This window comes from Pantoea latae, from assembly GCF_002077695.1.
In the GTDB taxonomy this organism is placed as follows: Bacteria; Pseudomonadota; Gammaproteobacteria; order Enterobacterales; family Enterobacteriaceae; genus Pantoea; species Pantoea latae.
Window position 1 is genome coordinate 1 of record NZ_MWUE01000001.1, and the last position, 19,358, is coordinate 19,358.

Below are 19,358 nucleotides of genomic sequence, written 5' to 3' on the forward strand. Positions count from 1 at the left end.
CTCCTTCGGAGTCAACCCCTTTTTTTCAGGGACTTCATCCGGCGACTCAGCTGCCTGAGTCTCCTGAACACCGCATTCCGTAAGCCGTTGTGCCGTGTCAGTGGAGGCGCATTATAGGGATCCGATTTAATTGCACAACCCTTTTTTCGATCTTTTTTTCCGGTTGGTGATAAAACCATCTTATTGCCGAGATCTTCAACTATCGCCGCCCTTTTGCCCTTGTCTGGCGCCGCGATCCGTCTCAGTCTGTAGCTGAATCTATAAGGAGAAAGTGAATGTCAGCTCTACGTCGTTATAAAGAGAGTTATCCGCAATGCGGTCAGCGCGTCATGATCGACGCCTCCAGCGTGGTGGTCGGGGATGTGATTCTGGGCGACGACGCCAGCATCTGGCCACTGGTGGCGATACGCGGCGATGTTAATCAGGTTCGTATCGGCGCGCGCACCAATATCCAGGATGGTAGCGTCCTGCACGTGACGCATAAGTCCGCCAGTAATCCGCAGGGTTTTCCGTTAACCATCGGCGACGACGTCACGGTCGGGCATAAAGCGATGCTGCACGCCTGCACCATTGGCAATCGCGTGCTGGTAGGCATGGGATCTATCTTGCTGGACGGTGCGATTATCGAAGATGACGTGATGATTGGCGCCGGCAGCCTGGTACCGCCGGGCAAACGTCTGGAGAGCGGCTACCTTTATCTCGGCAGCCCGGTCAGACAGGTGCGTCCGCTGAACGAACAGGAGATCGCTGGCTTACTCTATTCTGCTAACAACTATGTTCGCTGGAAAGATGACTACCTTGCCGAGGCGAGCCAGACCCACTCCTGATCGTCAAATGCTTCATTAAGGATGGCCGCTTCCGCCTCTTCTTCTATATCCCAGCGATGGGTAACAAATAAGGCCAGCGCCTCGCCCTGGCCGAAGCGCTGTGCCAGGGCGTCGGCAGAGATGGCGCAGGTCAAAAGCATGCCGTTCGCCAGCGCTGGAAAGCAGACCGCCTTTTTCTCCGCGTTCCACTCTTCACGATCCGGAAACTGAATAGCCTGATTCATGGCTGCATCGCCTGTTTAAGCTGAGCGATAACGGGCGCCACCTCCGGCATTACGCCGTGCCACAGTTGAAAAGCGTGCGCGGCCTGTCCCACCAGCATGCCGAGACCATCCGCATAGCGCTGGGCGCCATGCTGCTCGCACCACTGCAAAAACGGCGTCGCGCCTGCCTGGTAAAACATGTCGTAGCAGCGCACCTGCGCATCAATCAGCGAAACAGGCAGCGGCGGCACCTCGCCGCTTACGCCGCTTGAGGTCGCATTGATGATCAGATCGAAACGACGCGTGGCCAGCCGATCGAAACCGCAGGCGTCGATCTTCCCGCTCTGGCGGAAGATCTGCGCCAGCTCCTCCGCGCGCGCCTGCGTGCGGTTGACCACGGTGACCGCACAGCCGGCGGAAAGCAGCGGCAGAATAACGCCGCGCGCCGCGCCGCCCGCGCCGACCAGCAGAATGCGGTCGCCAGGATGGATCAGCGCCAGCCGTTGCAGATCGCTCAACAGACCAATGCCGTCGGTGTTATCGCCCAGAATGCGGCCGTCGCTGCCTTTTTTCAGGGTGTTGACCGCGCCGGAGAGCGCTGCTCGCTCGCTCAGCGCATCGGCAAACTCGCACGCCTGCTGCTTGAAAGGCAGCGTAACGTTGGCGCCGCGTCCGCCCTGGGCAAAAAACGCAGCGATAGTGTCAGGAAAAGCCTCGAGCGGCGCGCAGACCCGGCCGTAGCGATGCGCAATGCCCGTCTGCTCAGCAAACATCTGGTGAATTAAAGGCGATTTGCTGTGGCTGATGGGATTGCCGAATACCGCAAACTGATCCATGAATTAGCCCTGACGAATAAGGTTGCCGGTTAAGACATCGCGAATTTCCGACGGATTCTGCCGTCCACCGGTGTCGCCCGCCAGCACGGGAAACGCCTCGCCGAATTGCGCGCGCACCGCTTCAACGGTACGGCATGGCGCTTCGCCCGACAGGTTAGCGCTGGTCGACACCAGCGGCTTGCCGAATGCGCGACACAGCGCCTGTACATCAGGATGATCGCTGACGCGGATCGCCAGCGAATCAAAACGCCCTGTCAGCCAGCGCGGCGTTTGCGGCGTGGCCGGCACCACGAAGGTAACTGGACCCGGCCAGTGCGCAAACATACGCTCGCGCTGCTCAACGGTTAGTTCCCGGTCGGAGATATAAGGTTCCAGCTGAGCATAGTCGGCGGCGATGAGAATTAATCCTTTCTCAACCGGACGCTGTTTTAATGCCAGCAGCGCCATGACGGCGCTTTCGCTGTCCGGGTCGCAGCCCAGACCAAACACGGCTTCAGTGGGATAAGCGATAACGGCCTGCTGACGCAGCTGGTCAACGCAGGCTTCCAGCGAACCGGAAAAAGAGGTGTTTTGCATAATATGATCTTAATTCTCTGATGCGGCGGCCTTGCCGCAACTCTTACTGGCGCAAAAGCGTTTGACGCCCTGCGCGGTTTTCTTTTCTACCAGCAGCGGAAAATGGCAGTGCTGACACTCGCCTGCGACCGGCGTGGCGTTGACGGCAAACTGGCAGGATGGATAGCGGTTACAGGCGTGAAACGTCTTGCCGTAACGCGAACGGCGCTGCACCAGTTTGCCTTCCTGACACTGTGGGCAGGCGATAAGGGTTTCATCCGGCTTATCGATGGCTTCGCTGTAGCTGCATTCAGGATAGTGGCTGCAGCCGATAAACATGCCGTAGCGTCCCTGCCGCAACGCTTTATCCGCGCCGCACTGCGGACAGGCATGTCCTTCAAGCACTTTGACGATGTGTCCGTCAGCCTGATTTTTCAGCGGGCGGATATAGTCGCAGCCAGGATATTTAGTACAGCCTAAAAAGGCGCCGTGTTTACCGCTGCGGATCGCTAACTCTGCCCCGCATGCGGGGCAGGGATCCGATTTACGCACGGTGAAGAGTGCTGATTTGCTCATAACGATGGCTGCATAATCAATAATTAGTGCAGCATGCCTTCATTGACGTCGAATAAAAGTTCTTCCATTTGCTGATAGGCGTTCTCGCATCCCGGAAGATTAAACAACACCATCAGCACCACCCATTTGAGATCTTCCAGATCGAACTCGAGCGTGTCGAGCGCCATGACTCGTTCGATGACCATTTCACGCGTTTCCATATTGAGCACCTGAATCTGCTCAAGGAACAGCAGGAAACCACGACATTCGGCATCTAAACGCTGGCCTTCTTCTTCCGTGTAGATGCGCATTGAAAGCGGATCGTTCGCTAACAGAATCGGATCGACCAGGCCTTCCTGATAATCTGCCAGCTTTTCTAACCAGTTCAACGCATTGTAGATATCTTCACGATGAAAACCGGCATCGGTTAAGTCATCAGTCAATGTATCCTGATCAACCTGCATTTCTGCTTCGTTGTGGATATATGTCTCAAACAAGTACATTAGTACGTCGAACATGGCATGCCCTCCTCAATCGGACATAGCCGCCGGGTACAGCTGCGATCCATCCTGCTAACTCCAGCTCCAGCAGTTGGGCTGCGATCACTGGCACAGGTTGGCCGGCACGTTCAGCGACGACGTCAACAGGTGTAACCTCATCACCTACGTTAGCCAACACCTCAGCAAATGGCAATGGCACATCGTCGCTCACTTCGCAATATATTGCTTCCGGCTGTGTAAAGGGCAGCCAGTTAAGCGCAGCGCGCAGATCGTCAACGATATCGGTGGGATGGGCCACCAGCAGCGCGCCTTGCTGGATCAGCCAGTGCGTGCCTTCGCTGCCGCTATTGCCCAGCGCGCCCGGCAAAGCGTAGACGTTGCGATTCTGTTCCAGCGCGCAGCGCGCGGTCACCAGCGAACCGCTTTTGCGCGTCGCTTCCACCACCAGCACGCCCCGGCTCAGGCCGCTGATGATGCGGTTGCGGCGCGGAAAGTTAAGCGCATGCGGCGGTGCGGCAAGTGGAAACTCTGAAACCAGCGCCCCGCCTTTTGCCACGATCTCTTCCGCCAGCGCGCAGTGGCTTTTGGGGTAGAGATGCTGCAGTCCGCTGCCCAGCACGGCAACGGTTTTTCCCTGCACATCCAGCGCAGCGCGATGCGCGACGCCGTCGATGCCGCGCGCCAGCCCGCTGGTAATGGTGAGGTCGCTCAGGGCAAGCTGTTGGGTGAACCATGCGCCCCACTGTCGCCCGTAGTGCGAACAGTTGCGGCTGCCGACAACCGCCAGCTGCACAGAGGAGAGCACTACGGGGTCACCTTTTATATACAGCAGCGGCGGAAAGCGATGAATTTCGCGCAGCGCGGCGGGATAGCGCGCATCCAGCGCGGTCAGCAGCGAGTGAGAGTCATGGGCGGCGAGCCACGCCTGCGTCTGCGCAATCTGCCCAGCCGCGAGGCGATGGAACTGCCCGATTTGCTGCTCACTCAATCCCAACGACGTCAGCATCCGGCCAGGGTCGTCTGTTTGCTCAAGTGCGTTCGCCAGCTGCAGCCAGCGTTTTCCACTCAGGCCGGTGACGGCGGAAAGCCGCAGCCAGCACTCGATTTTGTCCATAGTTGCTCCCTGCTCTACGCGCCGCTTCCTGCGGGTGAATGCTGTCAATCAGGCAGCAAAAAGTCTACAATATGAAGCAATAATCTTTTATTCATCGCATACAGATCTGGATATTTATGTCAGTTTTGCAGGTATTACATTTCCCTGACGATCGTCTTCGCAAAATCGCGGCGCCAGTCAAAGAAGTTAACGCTGACGTGCAGCGCATCGTCGACGATATGTTTGAAACCATGTACGCCGAAGAGGGTATCGGCCTGGCGGCGACGCAGGTAGATATTCACCAGCGCATCATCGTTATCGACGTATCGGAAAATCGCGACGAGCGTCTGGTGTTGATTAACCCGGAGCTGCTGGAAAAGAGCGGCGAAACCGGCATCGAAGAGGGCTGTCTCTCTATTCCGGAACAGCGCGCCTTTGTTCCGCGCGCCGAGCGTGTGAAAGTGCGCGCGCTGGATCGCGAGGGCAAGTCGTATGAACTGGAAACTGATGGCCTGCTGGCGATCTGTATTCAGCATGAGATCGATCACCTCGACGGCAAGCTCTTTATTGATTACCTGTCGCCGCTGAAACGTCAGCGCATCAAGCAAAAGCTGGAAAAACTGGCGCGTCAGAACGCGCGTACCGAAGGCTAAAGAAGGGATAACCGTGTCTGCCCCGCTGAAAATTATTTTTGCCGGCACACCTGATTTTGCAGCGCGTCATCTCGACGCGCTGCTTGCTTCTGAGCATCAGGTCGTTGGCGTCTTTACCCAACCCGATCGCCCCGCCGGTCGCGGCAATAAGCTTACGCCCAGCTCGGTGAAAACCCTGGCGCAATCTCACGCCATTCCCCTCTTCCAGCCTAAGTCGCTGCGCCCGGTCGAAAACCAGCAGCTGGTCGCGGAATTAGAGGCGGATGTAATGGTGGTGGTCGCCTACGGCCTGATCCTGCCGCAGGCGGTGCTGACGATGCCGCGCCTCGGCTGCATCAACGTGCACGGCTCGCTGCTGCCGCGCTGGCGTGGCGCGGCGCCGATCCAGCGTTCGCTCTGGGCGGGCGACAGCGAAACCGGCGTGACCATTATGCAGATGGACGTGGGTCTCGACACCGGCGATATGCTTTTCAAACTCAGCTGCCCGATTAGCGCACAGGACACCAGCGCCACGCTGTATGACAAGCTGGCGCAGCTCGGTCCGCAAGGGCTGCTGGAGACGCTGACGCAGCTGGCGGAAGGCCGCGCTCAGCCGGAAAAACAGAACGACGCGCAGGCAAACTACGCCGAGAAGCTGAGCAAAGAAGAAGCGCGTCTCGACTGGCAGCTCTCCGCCGCGCAGCTGGAACGCTGCATTCGCGCCTTTAATCCCTGGCCGGTGAGCTATTTCCTGATTGACGAGCAGCCGGTAAAAGTGTGGCAGGCAAGCGTATTGCCGCACGTGACCGGTGAGCCGGGCGAGATTATCGCCGCCGACAAGCAGGGTATTCAGGTCGCCACCGCCGAAGGCGTGTTAAATCTTCAGCTGCTGCAGCCTGCCGGTAAAAAACCGATGTCGGCGCAGGATCTGCTTAACTCGCGCCGCGAGTGGTTCACGTCAGGCCGCGTTTTAGCCTGACTCCAGCCCGGCTCTGTCCGGGCTTTTTGTTTAATGACGTAACGCGAATGACTAAATCAACGAATCTGCGAAGCCTCTCCGCTCAACTGATTGAGCGGGTTATCGATAAAGGCGAATCGCTTAGCGCCATACTGCCTGCCGCGCAGAAAAAACTGGCGGATAAAGATGGCGCGCTGCTGCAGGAACTCTGCTTTGGCGTGCTGCGCACGCTGCCGCAGCTTGAAGCCCTTATCGGCAAACTGATGGCGCGCCCGCTGAACGGCAAACAGCGCGTGCTGCACTACCTCATTATGGTCGGCCTCTATCAGCTGATCTATACGCGCGTCCCCGCTCACGCCGCGCTGGCGGAAACCGTCGCCGGTGCCGAAGTGCTGAAGCGCGCGAACCTCAAAGGCCTGCTGAACGGCGTGCTGCGCCAGTTTCAGCGTCAGCAGGCGGAGCTGATCGCGGAAGTCGATCAGGGTACGCAGCGTTATCTGCATCCGGGGTGGCTGCTGCAGCGTCTGCAGCAGGCCTGGCCGCAACAGTGGCAGCAGATCGTGGAGGCGAACAATCAGCGTCCACCGATGTGGCTACGCGTCAACCGTCAGCACCACAGCCGCGACGGCTGGCTGGCGCTGCTGGCCGAGAGCGGCAAAGCAGCCGTTGCCGACGACACGGCGCCTGATGCGCTGCGGCTAGAGTCGCCCGCGCCGGTCGGGCAGCTCCCTGGCTTCGCGGACGGCTGGGTTACGGTGCAGGATCTCTCCGCACAGCGCTGCGCGCTGCTGCTGGCGCCGGAAAACGGCGAACAGATCCTCGACCTTTGCGCCGCGCCGGGCGGCAAGACCACCCATATCCTGGAGATGGCGCCAGAAGCGCAGGTGATGGCGGTCGATGTCGACGCTCAGCGTCTGACGCGCGTGAAAGAGAATTTGCAGCGTCTTAATATGCAGGCTGATGTAAAACAGGGCGACGGCCGTACTCCGCAAGCCTGGTGCGGCGATCGTCAGTTCGATCGTATTCTGCTCGATGCGCCCTGCTCCGCTACCGGCGTGATCCGCCGTCATCCCGATATTAAATGGCTGCGCCGCGACCGGGATATCGCCGAGCTGGCTGCGCTGCAGCGCGATATCCTGGAAGCGATATGGCCGCATCTGAAACCGGGCGGCACGCTGCTCTATGCCACCTGCTCTGTCTTGCCCGAAGAGAACGACGCGCAGATTGCCGCCTTTTTGACGCGCCATAGTGACGCGCGCGCCGACGTTTTGCCGGGCGGTAAAACAAGCGGGCTGCAATGCTTCCCGACTGCGGAAGGCGGCGACGGATTTTTCTACGCTAAGCTGGTAAAAGCGCATTAACTGAAGAGCACGACACGCGATGAAAATTATTATTCTGGGCGCTGGCCAGGTCGGCGGCACGCTGGCGGAAAATCTGGTCGGCGAAAACAATGACATTACGGTAGTGGATACCGATGCTGACCGTTTGCGGCAGCTGCAAGATAAATTTGATTTGCGTGTCGTTCAGGGTCACGGGTCGCATCCGCGTATTTTGCGCGAAGCTGGCGCGGAAGATGCCGACATGTTGGTGGCGGTCACCAGTTCAGACGAGACCAATATGGTGGCGTGCCAGATAGCCTATTCGCTTTTCAACACGCCTAACCGCATCGCACGTATTCGCGCGGCGGATTATCTGCGCGACGCGGAAAAACTCTTTATTCCCGAAGCGGTGCCAATTGACCATCTCATCTCGCCGGAACAGCTGGTGATCGAAAATATCTATCGCCTGATCCAGTATCCCGGCGCGCTGCAGGTGGTGAACTTCGCAGAGGGCCTGGTCAGCCTGGCCGTGGTGAAAGCCTATTATGGCGGCCCGCTGGTGGGGAATCCGCTCTCTATTTTGCGCGAGCATATGCCGCATATCGACACGCGCGTGGCGGCAATCTTCCGCCAGGATCGCCCTATTCGTCCGCAAGGCTCCACCATTGTGGAAGCAGGCGACGAGGTCTTCTTTATCGCGGCCAGCCAGAATATCCGCGCGGTTATGAGCGAAATGCAGCGCCTGGAGAGACCTTATAAACGCATCATGCTGGTGGGTGGCGGCAACATCGGCTTCGGTCTGGCGCAGCGGCTGGAAAAGAATTACAGCGTGAAGCTGATCGAGCGCGACGCGCGACGCGCCGCTGAGCTGGCGGAACGTCTGCATGACACCATCGTTTTCTATGGCGACGCTTCGGATCAGGAGTTGCTGGCGGAAGAGCACATCGATCAGGTGGATCTGTTTATTGCGGTCACCAACGATGATGAAGCAAACATCATGTCGGCGATGCTGGCGAAAAAAATGGGTGCGAAGAAAGTCATGGTGCTGATCCAGCGTCGCGCCTATGTCGATCTGGTTCAGGGCAGCGTGATTGATATCGCGATCTCGCCGCAGCAGGCGACGATCTCCGCGCTGCTGGGTCACGTGCGTAAAGCGGATATTGTGGGCGTGTCATCATTGCGACGCGGCATTGCCGAAGCGATTGAAGCGATCGCCCACGGCGATGAAACCACCTCGCGCGTGGTGGGTCGCATGATCAACGACATCAAACTGCCGCCCGGTACGCTTATCGGCGCGGTGGTGCGCGGCGAAGATGTGATGATCGCCAAAGACAACTTGCGTATTGAGCAAGGGGATCACGTCATTATGTTCCTGACCGACAAAAAGTTTGTGCCGGACGTGGAACGCCTGTTCCAGCCAAGCCCCTTCTTCCTCTAAGCGCAGCGTCGGCAAGACTATTCCGACAAATGGTGCCGCTTAGATGGCAATTGCCGAAAGGTTTGTTAGACTTTAGCCATTGGCATGGGCAAGGAGATAAGTATGAGTTTTTTCAAAGAGTTTCGTGATTTTGCAATGCGCGGCAACGTCGTCGATCTCGCGGTAGGTGTGATCATCGGCGCTGCGTTTGGCAAAATCGTCTCTTCACTGGTGGCGAACATTATTATGCCGCCGCTGGGACTGCTGATTGGTGGCGTCGACTTCAAGCAGTTTAAATGGATACTGAAACCAGCCGAAGGCGCGACGCCGCCGGTGGTGATGGAGTACGGCATCTTTATCCAGACCGTTTTCGACTTTGTGATTGTGGCGTTCGCTATCTTCATCGCCATCAAGCTGATGAATAAACTGCACAAGAAAAAAGAAGTGGAAAAACCGGCCGCGAAGCCTTCTAACGAAGAGGTACTGCTGACCGAGATTCGTGATTTGCTGAAGCAGCAGAACGGCAAAATCTGAAGATAGCCGCCGCGAGGCGGCTTTTTTATGCCCAGAAAGAAGAAGGCCAGTGATAAGCGTCTTTCTTATCACTGGCCTCCCAACCGCCTTTCTTCGCATGTTTCTCTTTACGCCGGAAGCTGCCTTTGCCTTTTTGCTTCTGCTCGATGCGCTGGCGGAACAGCGGGTCATGCAGCAGCGCCTGAATCGCGTTATCGCGGATCTCGCCCTTGGTATGCTGATATTTACTCATCGTGCTCTCCTGATTGTGACCGGATAAATATATTCCCTCTGCGGCAAAATTCAATCTCGCCGATGCGAATATTCGGGTTTCGGTTCGGTGCCCTGTTCAAGCGCTTCCAGTATCGAACAGCAGTCGCTGGCGTGCACCTCGCCGCAGCAGGCGTCGGATAAACGCTGTAGCGAACGCTGCACGTTCTGCAGTTCGTCGATCATCCTGTTCACTTCACTCAGACGCGCCTCGACAATCGCCTTCGACTCCTCACAGGTGTGATGTGCGGGATCGACGCGGATCGACAGCAGATCGCGGATAGAATCGAGGCCAAATCCAAGCTGGCGGCCGAAGCGAATAAACTTTAAACGCTGAAGATCGCTGTCGCTATACAGGCGAAAACCGCCCTCGGTGCGAATTTCGTGCGCCATCATCTGCTGCTTTTCGTAGAAACGAATGGTGTCGACGCTCACGTTCGCCAGCGTCGCCAGTTGACCGATGCGATACATTATTCCTCCTTTAGCAGCCGTTCGCGGATCGCTTCGCCGTAGAAGCCCTGTAAAAAAGCAGTGCTCATGCCCGCCTGGCGCAGCTGAAGTTCCAGCACCAGCAGACGCTTGCTCTGCTCGCGGTAGCGATGATCCTCAGGATCGAGATTGCGCAGCAGATCGCTGATTTCCAGCGCCTCGCGCCGCATTTCCAGTTCCGGCGGCAGAAAGCCGGCATTTTTTAGCAGCCGGTAGCCGCTGCGTAATTCAGCCGGAACATGGCTGTCGTCATCCAGCTCCAGCGGCGCGCCTTCACCGGGCAGATTGCTGAGTTCGCCCTTTTCCTGCGCCGCGCGGATATGCTGTTCAGCCAGCTGGTCGATTAACCACATAAGCGCCTCCTGATTAGGCCAGAATTTTGAGCTTAACGGATAGGGTAAATTTCAGGCAATAAAAAACCCGCCGAAGCGGGTTTTTTACGATGCTGCAGATTACTCTGCGGCAGCTTCTGCTGGAGCTTCTGGACGATCAACCAGCTCGATGTAAGCCATCGGAGCGTTGTCACCAGCACGGAAGCCACACTTCAGAATGCGAGTGTAACCACCAGCACGGCTCGCGAAACGCGGGCCCAGCTCGTTAAACAGTTTTGCCACGATCTCGTTATCACGAGTGCGGGCGAATGCCAGACGACGATTAGCTACGCTGTCGGTCTTGGCAAGAGTAATCAGCGGCTCAACTACGCGGCGCAGCTCTTTGGCTTTCGGCAGAGTCGTTTTGATGATCTCGTGACGAACCAGAGAACCGGCCATGTTGCGGAACATAGCCTGACGATGGCTGCTGTTGCGGTTCAGTTGACGACCACTCTTACGATGGCGCATGACCTTATCCTTCTCAGTGAAACCTTAACCTGCGATCCGGTTATTCATCAGCGATGCTTGCCGGCGGCCAGTTCTCAAGGCGCATGCCCAGAGAAAGACCACGTGAGGCGAGCACGTCTTTAATCTCAGTAAGAGATTTTTTACCCAGGTTAGGCGTTTTGAGCAGCTCAACCTCGGTACGCTGTACCAGATCACCGATGTAGTGGATAGCTTCTGCCTTAAGGCAGTTAGCAGAGCGGACAGTCAATTCCAGATCGTCAACAGGGCGCAGCAGGATCGGATCGAATTCTGGTTTCTCTTCTTTCACTTCCGGCTGACGTACATCACGTAAGTCAACGAAAGCTTCCAGTTGTTCTGCCAGGATGGTCGCCGCACGACGAATCGCCTCTTCAGGATCGATTGTGCCGTTGGTTTCCATTTCGATGACCAGCTTGTCCAGGTCGGTGCGCTGTTCTACACGCGCTGCTTCAACATTGTAGGCGATACGGTCTACAGGGCTGTAGCAAGCGTCGACCAGCAGGCGGCCGATTGGGCGCTCATCTTCTTCCGAATGAATTCGGGCAGAAGCCGGCACATAACCACGACCACGCTGAACTTTGATACGCATGCTGATAGCGGCGTTCTCATCGGTCAGGTGACAGATCACGTGCTGCGGCTTGACGATTTCGACATCACCATCATGGGTGATGTCGGCTGCAGTCACAGGGCCAATGCCAGATTTATTCAGGGTCAGAATAACTTCATCTTTACCCTGAACTCTTACCGCCAGCCCTTTCAGGTTGAGCAGGATTTCCAGGATATCTTCCTGTACGCCCTCTTTGGTGCTGTACTCATGCAGTACACCATCAATTTCAACCTCGGTCACCGCGCAACCCGGCATGGAAGAAAGCAGAATACGGCGCAGTGCGTTACCAAGAGTATGGCCAAAGCCACGCTCTAAAGGCTCAAGGGTCACCTTGGCGTGCGTCGAACTCACTTGCTCGATATCTACCAGGCGCGGTTTTAGAAACTCTGTCACAGAACCCTGCATTGTGTCCTCTCTTTGGTACTAAGCTTTACTTGGAGTAAAGCTCGACGATCAGGTGTTCGTTAATGTCCGCAGACAGATCGGTACGCTCAGGAATACGCTTGAACACACCTTCCATCTTAGTCGCATCAACTTCCAGCCAGGTTGGCTTTTCACGCTGCTCAGCCAGCTCCAGAGCGGCCTTCACGCGAGATTGCTTTTTGGCTTTCTCACGGATGCTGACGACATCATTCGGAGATACCTGATAAGAAGCGATGTTAACAACGCGGCCGTTAACCATTACAGACTTGTGGCTGACCAGCTGACGTGATTCTGCACGAGTAGCGCCAAAGCCCATACGGTAAACTACGTTATCCAGACGACCTTCCAGCAGAGCTAACAGGTTTTCACCGGTGTTGCCTTTCAGACGTGCTGCTTCTTTATAGTAGTTGCGGAACTGACGTTCCAGCACGCCGTAGATACGACGAACTTTTTGTTTTTCACGCAACTGGCCGCCGTAGTCAGACAGACGCGGTTTACGCGCACCATGCTGGCCAGGGGCTTGTTCAATTTTACACTTGGAATCAATCGCGCGAACGCCAGACTTCAGGAAAAGGTCTGTGCCCTCACGACGGCTCAGCTTGAGCTTAGGACCCAAATATCTTGCCATTTTCTTTCTCCAACTATCCTAAAAACGTGGCGTTATACGCGACGTTTTTTCGGCGGACGACAACCGTTGTGAGGGATCGGAGTCACATCAGTAATGTTCGTGATGCGGAAACCTGCGGCGTTCAGAGCACGAATTGTTGATTCGCGACCCGGACCCGGACCCTTAACCATAACTTCCAGGTTCTTAATACCGTAATCTTTAACGGCTTCTGCACAGCGCTCTGCAGCGACCTGAGCAGCAAACGGCGTAGATTTACGTGAACCGCGGAAACCGGAACCACCGGCGGTTGCCCAACCCAGCGCGTTACCCTGACGATCAGTAATGGTAACGATGGTGTTGTTAAAAGAAGCATGGACATGAGCCACGCCATCTGAGACTTGCTTTCTTACACGCTTACGTGCACGAACTGGTGCCTTTGCCATTATTTACTCACCCCGATTATTTCTTGATCGGTTTGCGCGGACCCTTACGGGTACGTGCATTGGTCTTAGTACGCTGACCGCGTACTGGCAGACCACGACGATGGCGCAAACCACGGTAGCAACCAAGGTCCATCAGACGCTTGATGCTCAGGGTGATTTCACGGCGCAGATCACCTTCAACAACGAATTTACCAACCGCATCACGCAGCTGATCAATTTGTTCTTCAGACAGCTCACTGATCTTAACATCTTCAGCGATACCCGTTGCAGCGCAAATGGCTTTAGAACGGGTCTTGCCGATACCGAAAATCGAAGTTAATGCGATAACGGTGTGTTTATGATCAGGAATGTTAATGCCTGCTATACGGGCCACTATGCACTCCTATAATTAAATAAATGCGCCCCATGCTGAAAAGCCCGTTTTCAGGATACTCAAATGGAAACGCATTGACATACAAAAGATTGGCTGGCTAATCTAGCCAGCTCAACCCGACTTTGCAAGAAAAATATGTGAAAAAATCAGCCCTGGCGCTGTTTATGCTTAGGCTCGGAGCTGCAGATCACACGCACGACGCCGTCGCGACGGATGATTTTGCAGTTACGACATAATTTCTTGACGGAAGCACGAACTTTCATTTTTACTCTCCGTAACTTCTCAAGCGCCTGAATTAACGGCCGTAGCCTTTCAGGTTTGCTTTCTTCAATGCAGACTCGTACTGACTAGACATCATCAGAGTTTGCACTTGAGCCATAAAGTCCATGATGACGACCACTACGATGAGCAGTGACGTACCGCCAAAGTAGAAGGGAACCTTCATCGCATCACGCATGAACTCCGGGATCAGGCAAATAAAAGTAATGTAGAGTGCGCCGATTAAGGTCAAACGCGTCATTACTTTATCGATATACTTCGCCGTTTGCTCTCCCGGACGAATCCCCGGTACGAATGCACCAGACTTCTTCAGGTTATCTGCGGTTTCACGCGGGTTGAAAACCAACGCCGTGTAGAAAAAGCAGAAGAAGATGATTGCAGTCGCATAGAGTAGCACATATAGCGGCTGTCCTGGCTGCAAATACAGCGAAATTGTTGTCAGCCAGTTCCAACCGGTACCGCCCCCGAACCAGGATGCTATCGTCGCGGGGAACAGAATAATGCTGGAAGCAAAAATAGCCGGGATTACGCCCGCCATATTCACTTTCAACGGTAAATGTGTGCTCTGTGCAGCGTATACACGACGACCTTGCTGACGTTTCGCATAGTTCACCACAATGCGGCGCTGACCACGCTCAACGAAAACAACGAAGAAGGTCACTGCAAATACGAGAACTGCAACCAACAGCAACAGGAGGAAGTGCAGGTCACCTTGCCGCGCTTGCTCGATGGTATGGCCAATGGCCGGCGGAAGTCCCGCAACAATACCCGCGAAGATAATGATCGAAATACCGTTGCCGATACCTCGTTCAGTAATCTGTTCGCCCAGCCACATCAGGAACATTGTCCCGGTAACCAGACTAACAACAGCGGTAAAGTAGAAGGCAAAGCCTGGATTTAACACCAGGCCCTGCATTCCAGGCATATTCGGTAGACCGGTAGCAATACCGATCGACTGGAATATGGCCAATACCAACGTACCGTAGCGGGTGTACTGGCTAATCTTACGACGGCCAGCCTCCCCTTCCTTTTTAATCTCCGCCAACGCTGGATGAACCACCGTCAGCAGCTGGATAATAATAGAGGCCGAAATATACGGCATAATACCCAGCGCGAAGATTGAGGCACGGCTGAGAGCACCACCAGAGAACATGTTGAACATTTCAATGATGGTGCCACGCTGTTGCTCAAGCAGTTTGGCAAGTACAGCGGCATCAATACCAGGGATCGGAATAAAAGAGCCAACTCGGAAGACAATCAGTGCACCGATTACAAACAGCAGTCTGCGTTTCAGTTCACCAAATCCGCCTTTGGCACTTTGAAAATCTAATCCCGGTTGTTTAGCCATCTGCTACTTATTCCTCGATTTTACCGCCAGCAGCTTCGATTGCAGCACGAGCACCTTTGGTGACACGCAGACCGCGAACCGTTACCGGTGCAGAAACTTCACCAGACAGAATCACTTTCGCGAATTCAATCTGAACACCGATAATGTTGGCTGCTTTCAGCGTGCTCAGGTCAACGATACCGCCTTCCACTTTCGCCAGATCAGACAGACGCACTTCTGCAGTCACGAATGATTTACGCGAGGTGAAGCCGAATTTCGGCAGACGACGGTACAGAGGCATCTGACCACCCTCGAACCCGCGACGTACGCCACCGCCAGAACGAGAGTTCTGACCTTTGTGACCACGACCACCGGTTTTGCCGAGGCCAGAACCGATACCACGACCCAGACGCTTAGACGCGTGCTTAGAGCCTTCGGCCGGAGACAGAGTATTTAAACGCATCTGTTACTCCTCTACTTTCAGCATGTAAGAAATCGCGTTGACCATACCGCGTACTGCCGGCGTGTCTTCACGCTCAACAGTGTGGCCAATGCGACGCAGACCCAGACCAACCAGAGTGGCTTTATGCTTAGGCAGGCGGCCGATTGAGCTACGGGTTTGAGTGATTTTAATAGTCTTAGCCATCGTGATTACCCCAGAATTTCTTCAACGGATTTACCACGCTTGGCAGCGACCATTTCTGGAGAATTCATATTTTCCAGGCCGTCGATAGTTGCACGAACCACGTTAATCGGGTTGGTGGAACCATAGGCTTTAGCCAGAACGTTATGAACTCCAGCGACTTCCAGAACGGCGCGCATTGCACCGCCGGCGATGATACCGGTACCTTCAGAAGCCGGCTGCATGAACACGCGGGAACCCGTGTGCGCACCTTTAACCGGGTGCTGCAGGGTGCCGTTGGTCAGCGCGACATTAATCATGTTGCGACGGGCTTTCTCCATCGCTTTCTGGATCGCTGCCGGAACTTCGCGCGCTTTACCGTAACCAAAACCAACGCGGCCGTTACCATCACCCACTACAGTCAGTGCGGTGAAGGAAAAGATACGACCACCTTTCACAGTTTTAGAAACACGGTTTACCGCGATCAGTTTTTCCTGCAGTTCGCCAGCTTGTTTCTCGATGTGTGACATCCTAGACCTCTACCTTAGAACTGAAGGCCAGCTTCACGAGCAGCATCTGCCAGTGCCTGGACACGACCATGATATTGGAAACCGGAACGGTCGAAAGAAACATCTTTGATGCCTTTTTCGATAGCGCGCTCAGCAATAGCTTTACCTACTGCGGCAGCTGCATCTTTGTTGCCGGTGTACTTCAGTTGTTCAGAGATAGCTTTTTCTACAGTAGAAGCAGCAACCAGAACTTCGGAACCGTTCGGGGCGATTACCTGTGCGTAAATGTGACGCGGGGTACGATGTACCACCAGGCGAGTAGCACCCAGCTCTTTGAGCTTGCGACGTGCACGGGTCGCACGACGGATACGAGCAGATTTCTTATCCATAGTGTTACCTTACTTCTTCTTAGCCTCTTTGATACGCACGACTTCGTCGGCGTAACGGACACCCTTGCCTTTATACGGCTCAGGACGACGGTAGGCGCGCAAGTCAGCTGCAACCTGGCCGATCAGTTGTTTATCAGCGCCTTTCAGCACGATTTCAGTCTGAGTCGGACATTCTGCAGAGATACCCGCGGGCAGCTGATGATCAACCGGGTGAGAGAAACCCAGTGACAGGTTAACCACGTTGCCTTTAACGGCCGCACGATAACCAACACCAACCAGCTGCAGCTTCTTAGTGAAGCCTTCGGTAACACCGATAACCATGCCGTTCAGCAGTGCACGAGCGGTACCCGCTTGCGCCCAGCCGTTTGCAAAACCGTCGCGCGGAGCGAAGGTCAGTGCATTATCAGCATGTTTAACTTCTACGGCATTATTGATAGTACGAGTCAGCTCGCCGTTTTTACCTTTAATCGAAATTACCTGACCGTCGAGTTTTACCTCTACGCCGGCAGGAACAACGACAGGTGCTTTAGCAACACGAGACATAGTTTCCTCCGATTACGCTACGTAGCAGATAATTTCGCCGCCAAGACCAGCCTGGCGCGCTGCACGATCAGTCATGACACCTTTAGAGGTAGAAATAACAGCAATACCTAAACCCGCCATAACTTTCGGCAGCTCATCTTTTTTCTTATAGATGCGCAGACCTGGGCGGCTAACACGCTGAATGCTTTCTACGACAGCTTTACCCTGGAAATACTTAAGAGTCAGTTCCAGTTCCGGCTTGGTGTCGCCTTCGATTTTGAAATCTTCAATATAACCTTCTTCCTTCAGCACGTTGGCAATTGCCACTTTCAGCTTGGAGGAAGGCATGGTGACCGCAGCTTTGTTCGCGGCCTGACCGTTACGGATACGGGTCAGCATATCCGCGATCGGATCTTGCATGCTCATCTGTCTTTACTCCCGTGATTCAATTGGTGACAATTACCAGCTAGCCTTTTTCAGACCCGGGATTTCACCGCGCATAGCGGCTTCACGGACCTTGATACGGCTCAACCCGAACTTCCGCAGGAAACCGTGCGGACGACCTGTTTGACGGCAGCGGTTACGCTGACGAGACGGGCTGGAATCACGCGGCAGAGTCTGCAGCTTGAGAACAGCGTTCCAACGATCTTCGTCGGTTGCGTTCACATCAGAAATGATCGCTTTCAGTTCAGCGCGTTTTGCGAAGAATTTGTCTGCTAATTTCACACGCTTAACTTCGCGTGCTTTCATTGATTGCTTAGCCATTAAGTAACCCTACCTTACTTGCGGAACGGGAAGTCAAAGGCAGTCAGCAGAGCACGGCCTTCATCATCAGATTTCGCAGTAGTGGTAATGGTGATATCCAAACCACGAACGCGATCGACTTTGTCGTAGTCGATTTCTGGGAAGATGATCTGCTCACGAACGCCCATGCTGTAGTTGCCACGACCGTCGAATGACTTCGCGGACAAACCACGGAAGTCGCGGATACGCGGTACAGCAATGGTGATCAGACGCTCAAAGAACTCCCACATGCGCTCGCCGCGCAGAGTTACTTTACAGCCGATCGGATAGCCCTGACGGATTTTGAAGCCTGCAACTGATTTGCGTGCTTTGGTGACCAGCGGTTTTTGACCGGAGATGGCTGCCAGGTCTGCTGCTGCGTTATCCAGCAGTTTCTTGTCAGCGATCGCTTCACCAACACCCATGTTCAGGGTGATCTTCTCGACCCGAGGGACTTGCATGACAGAAGTGTAGCCAAACTCTGTCATGAGTTTCTGGACTACTTCGTCTTTGTAGTAATCATGCAGTTTCGCCATCGTACTACTCCAAATTACTTGATAGTTTCGCTGTTAGACTTGAAGAAACGGACTTTTTTGCCGTCTTCGAATCTAAAGCCTACACGGTCAGCCTTGCCGGTTGCCGCATTGAAGAGTGCAACGTTGGAAACCTGAATAGCGGCTTCTTTTTCAACGATGCCACCTGGCTGGTTCAGAGCCGGAACCGGCTTCTGGTGTTTCTTAACCAGGTTGATACCTTCAACGATGACCTTGCCAGAAGACAGGACATTCTTAACTTTACCGCGCTTACCTTTATCTTTGCCGGTCAGCACGATAACTTCGTCGTTACGACGGATTTTCGCTGCCATTGTTCGCTCCTTAGAGTACTTCTGGTGCCAGAGAGATAATTTTCATGAACTTTTCAGTACGAAGTTCACGAGTTACCGGCCCAAAAATACGTGTTCCGATTGGCTGCTCGCTGTTATTGTTCAAAATAACGCATGCGTTACCATCGAAGCGAATGACAGAACCGTCCGGGCGACGAACACCCTTCCTGGTGCGCACCACTACCGCCTTCAGGACATCACCTTTTTTCACCTTACCACGCGGAATTGCTTCCTTGATGGTAACTTTGATGATGTCGCCGACGCCTGCGTAGCGACGGTGCGAGCCACCCAGAACCTTGATACACATTACGCGACGTGCACCGGAGTTGTCGGCGACGTTCAGCATAGTCTGTTCTTGGATCATTTTAGTGCTCCGCTAATGTCAACTACTACTTCGGGACCCAGACTTCAGGTCGTTAGAAAGCCCCATATTTGAGGGCGCGGCATTATAACACCGGTTCTCACAGATGGGTAGAAAAAATGAACGGCTCAGCAATGGAGCCGCTTATTTTCCCTGATAACAGGGAGCGCGTATTCTAGGGAATAGTCTCAGCAGTAGCAAATGTA

32 protein-coding genes are annotated in these 19,358 nt (G+C 54.8%); 6 read left to right on the plus strand and 26 right to left on the minus strand.

The features are described from left to right. Window positions 1-275 precede the first annotated feature (275 nt). A complete protein-coding gene (locus tag B2J69_RS00005) occupies window positions 276-827 on the plus strand; it encodes a gamma carbonic anhydrase family protein (protein WP_081134581.1) in 552 nt (183 codons plus the stop codon). Here B2J69_RS00005 and B2J69_RS00010 read toward each other — a convergent pair. Genes B2J69_RS00010 through dprA form a run of 6 tightly spaced genes read right to left on the minus strand, consistent with a single transcriptional unit; the run spans window position 794 to window position 4,590 of the window. Next, entirely contained in the window at window positions 794-1,051 is a 258-nt protein-coding gene (locus B2J69_RS00010; protein ID WP_081134583.1) for a DUF1488 family protein, read from the minus strand. The two genes, B2J69_RS00005 and B2J69_RS00010, sit on opposite strands and share 34 nt — an antisense overlap. After that, window positions 1,048-1,866 (minus strand): shikimate dehydrogenase, encoded by an 819-nt coding sequence (gene aroE / locus B2J69_RS00015; protein WP_081134585.1) that lies wholly within the window; start codon window positions 1,864-1,866, stop codon window positions 1,048-1,050. Before aroE ends, B2J69_RS00010 begins: the two co-directional genes overlap by 4 nt. Before the next feature lie 3 nt (window positions 1,867-1,869). Next, entirely contained in the window at window positions 1,870-2,442 is a 573-nt protein-coding gene (gene tsaC / locus B2J69_RS00020; RefSeq protein WP_081134587.1) for an L-threonylcarbamoyladenylate synthase type 1 TsaC, read from the minus strand. Window positions 2,443-2,451: 9 nt separating this feature from the next. After that, a complete protein-coding gene (locus B2J69_RS00025; protein ID WP_081134589.1) occupies window positions 2,452-2,997 on the minus strand; it encodes a DNA topoisomerase family protein in 546 nt (181 codons plus the stop codon). A gap of 23 nt (window positions 2,998-3,020) precedes the next feature. After that, a complete protein-coding gene (smg, locus tag B2J69_RS00030; RefSeq protein WP_033752918.1) occupies window positions 3,021-3,494 on the minus strand; it encodes a DUF494 family protein Smg in 474 nt (157 codons plus the stop codon). Next, complete coding sequence (gene dprA, locus B2J69_RS00035; RefSeq protein WP_081134591.1) at window positions 3,466-4,590, minus strand: DNA-protecting protein DprA; 1,125 nt, start codon at window positions 4,588-4,590, stop codon at window positions 3,466-3,468. Before dprA ends, smg begins: the two co-directional genes overlap by 29 nt. A gap of 116 nt (window positions 4,591-4,706) precedes the next feature. On the opposite strand from dprA, the gene def reads away from it, so the two are divergent. The 5 genes from def to mscL all read left to right on the plus strand — a co-directional run bounded on the left by def (window position 4,707) and on the right by mscL (window position 9,429). Beyond that, the gene (def, locus tag B2J69_RS00040) at window positions 4,707-5,222 is read left to right on the plus strand and encodes a peptide deformylase (RefSeq protein ID WP_081134593.1); all 516 of its coding nucleotides are present in this window, start codon (window positions 4,707-4,709) and stop codon (window positions 5,220-5,222) included. A gap of 13 nt (window positions 5,223-5,235) precedes the next feature. After that, window positions 5,236-6,180, plus strand: a complete 945-nt coding sequence (gene fmt / locus B2J69_RS00045) for a methionyl-tRNA formyltransferase (RefSeq protein ID WP_081134595.1) — start codon at window positions 5,236-5,238, stop codon at window positions 6,178-6,180. A 47-nt stretch (window positions 6,181-6,227) separates the two neighbouring features. Then, the gene (gene rsmB, locus B2J69_RS00050; protein ID WP_081134597.1) at window positions 6,228-7,520 is read left to right on the plus strand and encodes a 16S rRNA (cytosine(967)-C(5))-methyltransferase RsmB; all 1,293 of its coding nucleotides are present in this window, start codon (window positions 6,228-6,230) and stop codon (window positions 7,518-7,520) included. Between the two features lie 19 nt (window positions 7,521-7,539). Then, entirely contained in the window at window positions 7,540-8,916 is a 1,377-nt protein-coding gene (trkA, locus tag B2J69_RS00055) for a Trk system potassium transporter TrkA (protein ID WP_081134599.1), read from the plus strand. Window positions 8,917-9,018: 102 nt separating this feature from the next. Next, window positions 9,019-9,429 carry a large-conductance mechanosensitive channel protein MscL gene (gene mscL, locus B2J69_RS00060; protein WP_081134601.1) on the plus strand — a complete coding sequence of 137 codons (411 nt, stop codon included), beginning with the start codon at window positions 9,019-9,021 and terminating at the stop codon, window positions 9,427-9,429. A 25-nt stretch (window positions 9,430-9,454) separates the two neighbouring features. On the opposite strand, the gene B2J69_RS00065 is transcribed toward mscL, so the two are convergent. From B2J69_RS00065 to rplN, 20 genes are all read right to left on the minus strand, one after another. Then, entirely contained in the window at window positions 9,455-9,661 is a 207-nt protein-coding gene (locus B2J69_RS00065; RefSeq protein WP_081134603.1) for an alternative ribosome-rescue factor A, read from the minus strand. Window positions 9,662-9,711: 50 nt separating this feature from the next. Then, the gene (gene zntR / locus B2J69_RS00070; protein ID WP_081134605.1) at window positions 9,712-10,149 is read right to left on the minus strand and encodes a Zn(2+)-responsive transcriptional regulator; all 438 of its coding nucleotides are present in this window, start codon (window positions 10,147-10,149) and stop codon (window positions 9,712-9,714) included. Continuing rightward, window positions 10,149-10,520, minus strand: coding sequence for a DnaJ family domain-containing protein (locus B2J69_RS00075; protein WP_081134607.1), 372 nt, complete (start codon window positions 10,518-10,520; stop codon window positions 10,149-10,151). Before B2J69_RS00075 ends, zntR begins: the two co-directional genes overlap by 1 nt. Before the next feature lie 99 nt (window positions 10,521-10,619). Next, window positions 10,620-11,006: a 50S ribosomal protein L17 gene (rplQ, locus tag B2J69_RS00080; protein WP_081134609.1), complete on the minus strand. Its 387-nt coding sequence runs from the start codon at window positions 11,004-11,006 to the stop codon at window positions 10,620-10,622. Between the two features lie 40 nt (window positions 11,007-11,046). Next, window positions 11,047-12,036, minus strand: a complete 990-nt coding sequence (locus B2J69_RS00085; protein ID WP_003850179.1) for a DNA-directed RNA polymerase subunit alpha — start codon at window positions 12,034-12,036, stop codon at window positions 11,047-11,049. Between the two features lie 25 nt (window positions 12,037-12,061). Then, entirely contained in the window at window positions 12,062-12,682 is a 621-nt protein-coding gene (rpsD, locus tag B2J69_RS00090) for a 30S ribosomal protein S4 (protein WP_081134611.1), read from the minus strand. Between the two features lie 32 nt (window positions 12,683-12,714). Next, window positions 12,715-13,104 (minus strand): 30S ribosomal protein S11, encoded by a 390-nt coding sequence (rpsK, locus tag B2J69_RS00095; RefSeq protein WP_004160563.1) that lies wholly within the window; start codon window positions 13,102-13,104, stop codon window positions 12,715-12,717. Window positions 13,105-13,120: 16 nt separating this feature from the next. After that, window positions 13,121-13,477 carry a 30S ribosomal protein S13 gene (gene rpsM, locus B2J69_RS00100; protein WP_033752934.1) on the minus strand — a complete coding sequence of 119 codons (357 nt, stop codon included), beginning with the start codon at window positions 13,475-13,477 and terminating at the stop codon, window positions 13,121-13,123. A gap of 146 nt (window positions 13,478-13,623) precedes the next feature. Then, window positions 13,624-13,740: a 50S ribosomal protein L36 gene (gene rpmJ, locus B2J69_RS00105; protein ID WP_071813610.1), complete on the minus strand. Its 117-nt coding sequence runs from the start codon at window positions 13,738-13,740 to the stop codon at window positions 13,624-13,626. Window positions 13,741-13,772: 32 nt separating this feature from the next. Next, entirely contained in the window at window positions 13,773-15,104 is a 1,332-nt protein-coding gene (gene secY / locus B2J69_RS00110; RefSeq protein ID WP_081134613.1) for a preprotein translocase subunit SecY, read from the minus strand. 7 nt (window positions 15,105-15,111) lie between these two features. Then, window positions 15,112-15,546 (minus strand): 50S ribosomal protein L15, encoded by a 435-nt coding sequence (gene rplO, locus B2J69_RS00115; protein WP_033752938.1) that lies wholly within the window; start codon window positions 15,544-15,546, stop codon window positions 15,112-15,114. 3 nt (window positions 15,547-15,549) lie between these two features. Further along, window positions 15,550-15,729 carry a 50S ribosomal protein L30 gene (gene rpmD / locus B2J69_RS00120; protein ID WP_021186404.1) on the minus strand — a complete coding sequence of 60 codons (180 nt, stop codon included), beginning with the start codon at window positions 15,727-15,729 and terminating at the stop codon, window positions 15,550-15,552. Between the two features lie 5 nt (window positions 15,730-15,734). Then, on the minus strand, window positions 15,735-16,235 hold the full coding sequence (gene rpsE, locus B2J69_RS00125) for a 30S ribosomal protein S5 (protein ID WP_033792403.1): 501 nt from the start codon (window positions 16,233-16,235) through the stop codon (window positions 15,735-15,737). Between the two features lie 14 nt (window positions 16,236-16,249). After that, window positions 16,250-16,603: a 50S ribosomal protein L18 gene (rplR, locus tag B2J69_RS00130; RefSeq protein WP_033752941.1), complete on the minus strand. Its 354-nt coding sequence runs from the start codon at window positions 16,601-16,603 to the stop codon at window positions 16,250-16,252. 9 nt (window positions 16,604-16,612) lie between these two features. Further along, entirely contained in the window at window positions 16,613-17,146 is a 534-nt protein-coding gene (gene rplF, locus B2J69_RS00135; RefSeq protein WP_033752942.1) for a 50S ribosomal protein L6, read from the minus strand. Window positions 17,147-17,158: 12 nt separating this feature from the next. Next, entirely contained in the window at window positions 17,159-17,551 is a 393-nt protein-coding gene (rpsH, locus tag B2J69_RS00140) for a 30S ribosomal protein S8 (protein ID WP_081134615.1), read from the minus strand. A gap of 33 nt (window positions 17,552-17,584) precedes the next feature. After that, window positions 17,585-17,890 carry a 30S ribosomal protein S14 gene (gene rpsN, locus B2J69_RS00145; protein ID WP_033752945.1) on the minus strand — a complete coding sequence of 102 codons (306 nt, stop codon included), beginning with the start codon at window positions 17,888-17,890 and terminating at the stop codon, window positions 17,585-17,587. A 14-nt stretch (window positions 17,891-17,904) separates the two neighbouring features. Then, window positions 17,905-18,444 carry a 50S ribosomal protein L5 gene (gene rplE, locus B2J69_RS00150; protein ID WP_081134617.1) on the minus strand — a complete coding sequence of 180 codons (540 nt, stop codon included), beginning with the start codon at window positions 18,442-18,444 and terminating at the stop codon, window positions 17,905-17,907. A gap of 14 nt (window positions 18,445-18,458) precedes the next feature. Beyond that, on the minus strand, window positions 18,459-18,773 hold the full coding sequence (gene rplX, locus B2J69_RS00155; RefSeq protein WP_003850150.1) for a 50S ribosomal protein L24: 315 nt from the start codon (window positions 18,771-18,773) through the stop codon (window positions 18,459-18,461). A gap of 10 nt (window positions 18,774-18,783) precedes the next feature. Then, window positions 18,784-19,155, minus strand: a complete 372-nt coding sequence (gene rplN, locus B2J69_RS00160) for a 50S ribosomal protein L14 (protein ID WP_006120590.1) — start codon at window positions 19,153-19,155, stop codon at window positions 18,784-18,786. Between the last annotated feature and the right edge of the window lie 203 nt (window positions 19,156-19,358).

Excerpts from the sequence above, each read along its gene's own strand:
- B2J69_RS00005 (WP_081134581.1), top strand. The coding sequence starts at position 276 with ATGTCAGCTCTACGTCGTTATAAAGAGAGTTATCCGCAATGCGGTCAG.
- B2J69_RS00010 (WP_081134583.1), bottom strand. The coding sequence starts at position 1,051 with ATGAATCAGGCTATTCAGTTTCCGGATCGTGAAGAGTGGAACGCGGAG.
- aroE (WP_081134585.1), bottom strand. The coding sequence starts at position 1,866 with ATGGATCAGTTTGCGGTATTCGGCAATCCCATCAGCCACAGCAAATCG.
- tsaC (WP_081134587.1), bottom strand. The coding sequence starts at position 2,442 with ATGCAAAACACCTCTTTTTCCGGTTCGCTGGAAGCCTGCGTTGACCAG.
- B2J69_RS00025 (WP_081134589.1), bottom strand. The coding sequence starts at position 2,997 with ATGAGCAAATCAGCACTCTTCACCGTGCGTAAATCGGATCCCTGCCCC.
- smg (WP_033752918.1), bottom strand. The coding sequence starts at position 3,494 with ATGTTCGACGTACTAATGTACTTGTTTGAGACATATATCCACAACGAA.
- dprA (WP_081134591.1), bottom strand. The coding sequence starts at position 4,590 with ATGGACAAAATCGAGTGCTGGCTGCGGCTTTCCGCCGTCACCGGCCTG.
- def (WP_081134593.1), top strand. The coding sequence starts at position 4,707 with ATGTCAGTTTTGCAGGTATTACATTTCCCTGACGATCGTCTTCGCAAA.
- rsmB (WP_081134597.1), top strand. The coding sequence starts at position 6,228 with ATGACTAAATCAACGAATCTGCGAAGCCTCTCCGCTCAACTGATTGAG.
- trkA (WP_081134599.1), top strand. The coding sequence starts at position 7,540 with ATGAAAATTATTATTCTGGGCGCTGGCCAGGTCGGCGGCACGCTGGCG.
- mscL (WP_081134601.1), top strand. The coding sequence starts at position 9,019 with ATGAGTTTTTTCAAAGAGTTTCGTGATTTTGCAATGCGCGGCAACGTC.
- B2J69_RS00065 (WP_081134603.1), bottom strand. The coding sequence starts at position 9,661 with ATGAGTAAATATCAGCATACCAAGGGCGAGATCCGCGATAACGCGATT.
- zntR (WP_081134605.1), bottom strand. The coding sequence starts at position 10,149 with ATGTATCGCATCGGTCAACTGGCGACGCTGGCGAACGTGAGCGTCGAC.
- B2J69_RS00075 (WP_081134607.1), bottom strand. The coding sequence starts at position 10,520 with ATGTGGTTAATCGACCAGCTGGCTGAACAGCATATCCGCGCGGCGCAG.
- rplQ (WP_081134609.1), bottom strand. The coding sequence starts at position 11,006 with ATGCGCCATCGTAAGAGTGGTCGTCAACTGAACCGCAACAGCAGCCAT.
- B2J69_RS00085 (WP_003850179.1), bottom strand. The coding sequence starts at position 12,036 with ATGCAGGGTTCTGTGACAGAGTTTCTAAAACCGCGCCTGGTAGATATC.
- rpsD (WP_081134611.1), bottom strand. The coding sequence starts at position 12,682 with ATGGCAAGATATTTGGGTCCTAAGCTCAAGCTGAGCCGTCGTGAGGGC.
- rpsK (WP_004160563.1), bottom strand. The coding sequence starts at position 13,104 with ATGGCAAAGGCACCAGTTCGTGCACGTAAGCGTGTAAGAAAGCAAGTC.
- rpmJ (WP_071813610.1), bottom strand. The coding sequence starts at position 13,740 with ATGAAAGTTCGTGCTTCCGTCAAGAAATTATGTCGTAACTGCAAAATC.
- secY (WP_081134613.1), bottom strand. The coding sequence starts at position 15,104 with ATGGCTAAACAACCGGGATTAGATTTTCAAAGTGCCAAAGGCGGATTT.
- rplO (WP_033752938.1), bottom strand. The coding sequence starts at position 15,546 with ATGCGTTTAAATACTCTGTCTCCGGCCGAAGGCTCTAAGCACGCGTCT.
- rpmD (WP_021186404.1), bottom strand. The coding sequence starts at position 15,729 with ATGGCTAAGACTATTAAAATCACTCAAACCCGTAGCTCAATCGGCCGC.
- rpsE (WP_033792403.1), bottom strand. The coding sequence starts at position 16,235 with ATGTCACACATCGAGAAACAAGCTGGCGAACTGCAGGAAAAACTGATC.
- rplR (WP_033752941.1), bottom strand. The coding sequence starts at position 16,603 with ATGGATAAGAAATCTGCTCGTATCCGTCGTGCGACCCGTGCACGTCGC.
- rplF (WP_033752942.1), bottom strand. The coding sequence starts at position 17,146 with ATGTCTCGTGTTGCTAAAGCACCTGTCGTTGTTCCTGCCGGCGTAGAG.
- rpsH (WP_081134615.1), bottom strand. The coding sequence starts at position 17,551 with ATGAGCATGCAAGATCCGATCGCGGATATGCTGACCCGTATCCGTAAC.
- rpsN (WP_033752945.1), bottom strand. The coding sequence starts at position 17,890 with ATGGCTAAGCAATCAATGAAAGCACGCGAAGTTAAGCGTGTGAAATTA.
- rplE (WP_081134617.1), bottom strand. The coding sequence starts at position 18,444 with ATGGCGAAACTGCATGATTACTACAAAGACGAAGTAGTCCAGAAACTC.
- rplX (WP_003850150.1), bottom strand. The coding sequence starts at position 18,773 with ATGGCAGCGAAAATCCGTCGTAACGACGAAGTTATCGTGCTGACCGGC.
- rplN (WP_006120590.1), bottom strand. The coding sequence starts at position 19,155 with ATGATCCAAGAACAGACTATGCTGAACGTCGCCGACAACTCCGGTGCA.